The following is a 7,333-nucleotide window of genomic DNA, read 5'->3' as shown; positions in this document are numbered from 1 at the left end:
GGCTACAACGAGGAAATCAGTTTTGCCCCGCAAGCGGTAACGTCGTTGTGATACGCGTACGGTCTTCCCTTATGCTTGGCACCGTTGCCATCCGGTTTGATCGGAAAGTTTCCTTTGCATTTTGGACAGGAAGTCATATCGTCCGCAAGCGCGGCCTCGATTCCCATGACGATGGTGCCAGACGAGACGGAGATAACCTGTCCCCCGTGATCGGTCTTGTCATTTACCCGAATCACGGCGCGTCCTTCATGTTTCATTTTTGACCCCTTCGACACTGAAGTTGATGAACCAACCGCCATTAGCGCTTCGGCGTTTCTGCCTCCGCCTCCAGCAAATGCCACTTCAACTCGGCACTGTCCAGCGGCAGCATCCAGTCGCGCTTCGGATCGGGAAACGGCTGTCCGGCCGTCAGCCAGCGCTGCCGCCACGCCTGGTTGACCGCCTGCTCGTGAGGATGGCCGGGTGGCAGCCACGGCTGCCAGGTGCCCGTCGCCGGGCACTCCTTGTGCGAATCGCATTCCATGTGCGAAACTGGCCGCGCGACTTCACGCGACAGCCTTAGCGCCGTACGTGGCGCGACCGCGCCGCCGTTGTTGCGCACGGTAAGCACGCGCTGCCAGACGATGCCTGGAATGGTTTTCGTTGCCGTGCCGTTCGGGTAGCGCGGCTGCTCGAATGCCTCGCCTTTGCTGTAGAGGCCGGGCGCGATCGTTGCCAGGAAGGTGTGCACCTGCGCGCTGTCCTTCGGCGCCGTCGGCTGCCAGTAGCTGGCAAAGGGCGCCTGGAGTGCGTCGGTCGTTTCCTGAACTGGCCGGAACGCATAGGCGCTGTCGAGAAAGAAGCGGCCTTTCTTGAGCGAGGCGTCGGTGCGTGCCGGGGCGTCTGGCGTGGGCACGACGGCCATCGCCGCTGCGAGCAGGCTGTCGCGTTGGCCGTCCCAAGGCGGCAGCAAGCCCGGCGGCAAGGGCAGGATCTTGTCGAGGTTCGGGAAGCGGCGGTCGGGGTTGAAACTGAGTGCGTCACCGAGCAAGTCGTAACGCTGGCCGCGTGCCTTGTCGATGAACGGCACGAACATGTTTTCCAGTTTGCCCGGATGGTCGAACTCGATAAACAATCTGTCCGCGCAGTACTTGCAGCCGCCCTTCACGCCCTCGTGCAAGGCGCGCAACACGCGGTCGCGGGTTTCCGGGGTTTCCCTGCCGAGTTGCGTTCCATCCGGCGCCCTGGGGACCGCATACATTGGTTCCATTTCAACCGCGCCCGTGCCATAGCCCTGGGCCAGCGCACATTCGAACATCTTGATCGCAATCGGGATGTTGCCCCAGTAGCCCGGCTTGAGACCGTCAGCACCGGCGTCTATCTTCTCGCCCAGGAAAGCCATCGCCTGCGGGTTGCCCATCGCGGCCGCCTTCTGGAAAAAGGCGTAGGCGCGGTCGGTATCGCCATTCACGCCCGTGCCGTTGAGATAATAAGTGCCCATCCTGTCGTAAGCGGCCGGCACGCCCAGTTCCATCGCCTGCGACACCAGCAGCATCGCTTCATCTTCGCCGTTTGGCGGATCATGCTTTTCCACGTACAGACTGGCCAGGTTCAGCATCGCTTTCCAGTGATGCCGTTCGGCGGCCTGGCGGGTCAGCTGGACGACTTTTTTGTAATCCACATCGTCGACGAAGATAAACCCATCTTCCATCGCGCGCGCCTCGAGGAACCAGTCTTCGGCCTGGGCGTCGATGGGCGGCACCTTGCTCGTTTCGGTCTGGCATTCGAACGACGCAATGTGCGGATCGAACGGCGCCAGTGCTTGCATGTGGGGGGGAACCTTGGTCTTGTCCATGTTGCAGGCCACCAGTAAAGTGAGAGTCATCAGTAAGGTTGCCGCACCGCGGCAACGCCTTGGGAGAAAAGCGGCAAGGGCACCCATGGTTCACCCCAGCCGCATGGTCGAGCTTCGTCCATCGTCCAGCGGAACGATGAAGCCCTCCATCCGTTTGTCGACCGGGTCGATTGACAGCGCCTTTTGTCTGTCCTTGTTTTTTTTCATCAAAGCTCCCCAATTTTTGAACGTTTCCTTGATTTCCTGCCGCGTACAGTTGCCCCCGTCATGGAGCCCACCCGTGAGCTGCGACCAGATCCGGGTGCGCAGTTCGGTCGCATGGCGCCGGTCGTTTGTGGCAAGGTTGATCTCGCTGTCCACCGCCATGCTGCGCTGGTTCAGGTTGGCGCTGCCGAGCGTGAAAAAGCCATCGTCGACCAGCAGCAGTTTGGAGTGGATATAAATTTCACGGTAGCGCCACTGGCGCCGCGCCTGGTTGAATTCGCAGGCGTTGAGCATGGCCACGCACACCTGCAGGCCGAACTTCTTTTCGAGAATCAGCTGGGAAGGCTTGTTGATCTGGTTTGCAGCCGAGACAACCTCCGGCAAGGCCTGCGGCGCGCTCGCCCGCTTGTCCACGGCGTCGCCGAAAAACTGCTTCGACGCAGTCTTCTGAATCCTGGCATTCTCGTTGGTCTGGTCGATCATCTTGACCTGCCCGGTCATCCTATTCTGCTGTCCCAGGGAGGCCAGCGTCTCGTAAGTACGTGGAATCATCTGCGCCTTTTCCGGCGCCGGGATGACGACGAAGACGTGCATGACCGGCAACTCCTCGGGGTCCTTTCCGATCTTCGCGCAGTTTCGATTCCACCCGGCGATGACCTTTTTTCGGATCGCAAGCAAGTGCTCGGCCCATTCCTGGTATTGAAAATACTGATTTTCCATGTACAGGTAGCCCGTCCCCGCGGCGGCAACGCGGGTGGCGTTGAAATAGATGTCCTTGATCGTGAAGTCATCTTCCTCGGGCTGGGTCCTGACGATTTGCACCGTCGAGTCACCGGGTGCGGCCTTGCGCAGCAGGCCGGCCGGCGGCGCGGCGCACACGAACGGTTTTACCTTGGATCCGCCACCCGCACGGTCCCAGGCGCCTTCAAAATTCTCGTGCAGCGGTATGAGTGCCCGGCCTCCGTCGATCCGGCAGGCGTAGTCGCGGTACGGCTTCAAGGTCTCGAAATCGAAACATCCGTCGACGCCCTGCGCATGCTCTTCCTTGGTCTTGGCGGCGCCCTGCTCGCGCAGCGGATTTTCGACGCAATGCTCGACGGTGTCCCAGTAGTCGGTGACGGAGTTAAGACCCATGACGTAAGCAACCGCCTTCCTTCCGTTCTCGTAGGCAAAGTCGATCAGGATCGGCTTTTGGTGATGAGTCCCGGCAAATTTCATCCCCAGCCTCTCGAAGAAGGCCGGCTTCGTCGCCTCCCGTTCCAGGGCACCGCCGATAGCGTCGGCAGTGCCGTCACGCGTGCGAATATCAATGCCCTGCAGCCTCCCCTTGAACGCCGCTTTATACCAGCTGTGGCAATACTCTTCCCTGGCCATTGCCGCGAGCTCGTCGCCCGAAATGTTCCATTCTTTTTTATGGCGCTTCTCCCGGGCATGCTCGCGTATCAATTGCACACTGCGCTGGGCATTGATTTGCTGCATTTCCACATCGCTGTCCGCGGTGCGCCAAGGGTCGGTGCCGTGACTATAGCCGGGCATATGTTTCTGTACCTTGCCGCCGCTGTAGCTATACCAGACCAGCAAGCGAACCCGCACGCCGCGCCTTCCCGCTGCAATCAACAGGTCGCCATAGGTCTCGGCCCGCGGCCAGGTATAGCCATTTCGCACCAGCTCCATTGCCGGATCGAAGCCCCAGCACACCAGGTCAATGCTGTCCTTCGCTTCCGCGATGTCCCTGGCGATGGCCGCGAAGCCATCTTTTCCGCATATATGGACGGTAAGCTTGTTGTTGTGCGTGATGGGATGGGTGGCGTTTCCCTTTTTGTTTTTGTTTTCTGCAAACCATTGAATGGTGCTTGTCGCTTGGCAGCTGACTTCGTCGATGTGAACCTTTTCGGTTCGCAGATACTTTTCAGAGCTCATGAAGGTTCCTGTTCTGTTGGTTGCCAATTCAGGCGTGCGTGCGGCCTTGCGCCGATCCATCGAGCGAGCGCGCGCCTTGGTTCGACAGCATTTGCTCGCTGTGCAAGGCGTTGTCCTTGGGATCAAATTTTTCCGAGGCCGCGAGATCGAATTTTTCACCGTTTGCGAGTTCGACTGTGTATCCCGGGGTTCCGCTTGTATGCGCGATGGCGATACGGCCAAGGTCGTCGGTGATACCCTCGCCGGCCGAACTGCCGTTCTTGTAAAGGGTGTAAGCAACGTTCGCCAACGGGCGTCCGTTTTCAGGATGCGTTTGCAGCATGAAGAGCAGCTGCTTCGGATCTTCCGGCGCCTTCGGCTCTGTAATGTTGATCTTGTGCTCCGTTGATGGATGCGGCCGGTTCTGGGGGGCGAGGGTCTCCAGGTTGCCGTGAAATAGTGCTGGCTTGGGCGCGAAAACCTGCATCCGGTCGGTAATTTCAACCATGCACTCGGGGCCGTGCAGCCTCACCCCTTTTTTTCCCTTCAGGTCGATCCAGTCGGACTGGCTGATCAGGGACAAGACCTTGCTGGCAATGATTTGTATCTCGTCGTCATGCGCCTGCACGGTGATCTTGCCGGCCGCTGCAACCAGCTTCATGCCCGCCTTGTGCACAAACAGGCGAAACGTCTGCTTGACGCTTGCGAACACGCTTTCGCCTGTGGCGATCGAGAGGCTGCGTCCGGTCGTCAGCGCTGTGTGCTCGGCGCTGGCGATGTGGGTCGACTGCGCCGAGGTCGTCTCGATGCCGGCCGCACTGGCCAGGACGAGGTGGGGGTGGGACAGCTCAGGAAACTGTTCGCCGGCGCCGCGCACCGCGTCATTTTGTGCTTGTAATGAATCAGCGACGTCGTGCTGCTGCCCGCTCTCCTGCGCCAGGCCCTGCACTGCGGCTGCAGCTTGTGCGCGGCATCGAGTCGTTTGACCGTCTCGCCCATGTCCTTGATCGGCCCGCGCGCGCCTTGCCTCGCCTCGGTCGTGATCAGCAGTCCCTTCGCCGCGCGCGCCACGCCGTGGCCGTCGGTGCGCAGCTCCCAGCCTTCGCCACGGCCATCCTTGCGCCCGGCGTTGTCCTCGATGCGCGTGATGTGGCCAAGCGACAGCTGGCTGCACTGGTGGTCGCTTTTGAGCTGCGCCTGGATCATCTCTTTGGTGTCGTCAAGGACGAGGTGATTGCCGCGTGCGCCGCCGCCCAGTTCGCGCGAGCGCAGGCCGGCCAGCGCCTGCTGCTTCGGCAGCGACCAGGGTGGCATGTGCTTTTCGTTGTAGAGCGCCCCGATGATCAGCGGATGGTCGATGTTGCCGTCGGGGTAGACCACGGCCACTTCCTCGCCAACGCGCGGCAGGCGGATCTGCCCGAACTGGCTGCCGGCGGCCGGCGTCATGACGCGGATCCAGGGCGAGCTGTTTTCGTCGTACTTGCCCAGCCGGTCCCAGTGGAACTGCAGCTTGACGCGGCCGTAGCCGTCGGTATGGATGTCGGCGCCGGCGGGACCGACCACGGTCGCCGTGTGCAGCCCGGTGTAGGTACCGGTGCCGGGTTCGCTATGGTAGTTGCGGCCCGGACGCCAGCGGATGTCCTTGCGGATGCACGTGAACCGGTTCTCGTAGTGCGACGACACGCCCGGTCCGGCCTGGTAGTTGTTGGCCGCTTCGTGATCGACGGCCAGGATAAGATAGTCGCGCTCGCCGATGCCGCGACGCGGTTCGGGATCGTATTGGCGCGAGCGCGGTTCGGCGCTGAAATGGTGACCGAGCTTGAAGGTGCGGCCCGGCAGCACGCTCCTGTCGTTGCCCGCCGCCTCGAAGTACTGGGTGTCCTTGTCCTGCTCGACCATGCGCTGCGCGGCCAGCTGTTCGCCGTCGCTGCGCATGCGAAAGCCGTAGGACCCGGTGTTCTCGTAGCGCTCGTAAGGGAAGACGTCGCCTTGTGCGTTGGTCGAATCGACGCTGGCGCGCTGCGCCGTGGGGTTCTTGTAGTCGAACGTCGCCAGCGTGGTCTTGCCCGAACCGAGACGGCGGATTGCCGTCCATTCGCGGATGCCGTCGTCCTCGAGCGAGCCGCTCTTGTCGCGAAATTCAATCACGGCCGCATCGTCGTGGCGGGTGACGTCGATCGGCTCGGCATGGAAGCTTTTGTCCGACAGCATCAGCGTGTGGCCGTCGAACCGGTGCTCGTACCAGTAGTGCAGGCCGCGCGCTTCCCAGCGCCGGTGCAGATGGTTGTAGTCGGTCTCGTTGTGCTGGTTGGCGACGCTCAGGCGCGGGTCGTCCTCGAAGACATGCATGTGCCAGTCGGCCTGGCGGTAGTGTTTCAAGGTTTCCTCGGTGATCTCCCGCACGCTTTTGCCGTGGAACGACACGCTGTCCTTGCGCAGTCGGGTGAACGCGAGCCACGGTTCGAGCACCATCTGGTAAAAGGCGAAGCCGCCGTCGGTGCGCAGGAAGCGCAACTCGGTGATGTGGCCGTTGAAGTAGCGCAGCGAGCCATCCTGGCGCACCAGGGACACCGTCGCCATCCGGCCCATCAGCATTTTCAGGGGGATGCGCGGGTCGTCCGACAGCACCTCGACATCGAAGCGAAAGCTGCGCGAGACTTCTTCGCGGGCGACCAGTTTATTCGGCAGCAGGATGGCGGGCGGACCGTCCTCGAACGGAAATGCAAGCCGCATGAGGCGCTTGTGTTGCGACGCGCCGCTGAACGCCGACAGCGCGGCACCGACCGCAGTTTCCTGGCTACCGCTCATTGACTGCCTCCGATTGCCGTGGCGCAAAAGAAAAAGTGTCCAGCGGCTACGTTATCCCGATGTTGCCAAGTGGAGATTGATCTAAATCAATACGTTTCCCTGCGCCATGTCTAAAGTTTTCCTGAGGGTAGTTTTCTTGAATCGATTTTGTAGGGGGCAAATATGCCGACAAACCTGAAACGACGTGGACAAACGTCTCCTGGACGGGCTGCCGCAGTCGCGCCTGGCCGGAGACCGCCGCCAGTGGGCGGCGTCATCGATGTCGATCCGGCACTGGACTGCAGCCGCGTCACGACGCTGTTCGGCAGGCCATATCCGGTTCAGTTTCGCAACCAGGGCGCGATCGATGCCTGGACGCGAGCGCTCGAAAACACGGAGGTCTGGCGTCGCTGGCAAGATCCAGGCACGCTCTGCTGGGACATCCGGCAAGAGATTTCCTGGCAGTTGGAACACATGCATCCCATGTCTTTGGTACCAAAGCAAGCGACCGAGAAAGTGACTGCGAATCGCCGGATGCTCGCGGTCGAGATCAGCGCAAACCTGAAGTATCACTTGAACAAAGGGACGGTGATCGAGGCCACGGCGGCA

At 61.3% G+C, this 7,333-nt stretch carries 6 protein-coding genes; 1 reads left to right on the top strand and 5 read right to left on the bottom strand.

The features are described 5' to 3' along the window. Positions 1-2 precede the first annotated feature (2 nt). From CR103_RS24250 to CR103_RS21405, 5 genes are all read right to left on the bottom strand, one after another. The gene (locus CR103_RS24250; RefSeq protein ID WP_370659479.1) at positions 3-167 is read right to left on the bottom strand and encodes a PAAR domain-containing protein; all 165 of its coding nucleotides are present in this window, start codon (positions 165-167) and stop codon (positions 3-5) included. Between the two features lie 131 nt (positions 168-298). Then, entirely contained in the window at positions 299-1,864 is a 1,566-nt protein-coding gene (locus CR103_RS21415) for a tetratricopeptide repeat protein (RefSeq protein WP_180279488.1), read from the bottom strand. Between the two features lie 60 nt (positions 1,865-1,924). Beyond that, on the bottom strand, positions 1,925-3,958 hold the full coding sequence (locus CR103_RS21410) for a phospholipase D-like domain-containing protein (RefSeq protein WP_099917919.1): 2,034 nt from the start codon (positions 3,956-3,958) through the stop codon (positions 1,925-1,927). 28 nt (positions 3,959-3,986) lie between these two features. Then, complete coding sequence (locus CR103_RS23725; protein ID WP_229443770.1) at positions 3,987-4,745, bottom strand: DUF2345 domain-containing protein; 759 nt, start codon at positions 4,743-4,745, stop codon at positions 3,987-3,989. Beyond that, complete coding sequence (locus CR103_RS21405) at positions 4,688-6,745, bottom strand: type VI secretion system Vgr family protein (RefSeq protein WP_229443768.1); 2,058 nt, start codon at positions 6,743-6,745, stop codon at positions 4,688-4,690. The genes CR103_RS23725 and CR103_RS21405 overlap by 58 nt, the downstream gene beginning before the upstream one ends. Before the next feature lie 243 nt (positions 6,746-6,988). Here CR103_RS21405 and CR103_RS21400 point away from each other — a divergent pair. Then, positions 6,989-7,333: hypothetical protein (locus tag CR103_RS21400; protein ID WP_143752711.1), on the top strand; the 345-nt coding region annotated here is incomplete at its 3' end.

This window comes from Massilia psychrophila, from assembly GCF_002760665.1.
Taxonomy (GTDB): domain Bacteria; phylum Pseudomonadota; class Gammaproteobacteria; order Burkholderiales; family Burkholderiaceae_D; genus JAFCUW01.
Note: the sequence above shows the minus strand (reverse complement) of the source record. Positions and strands in the feature narration are given on the sequence as shown.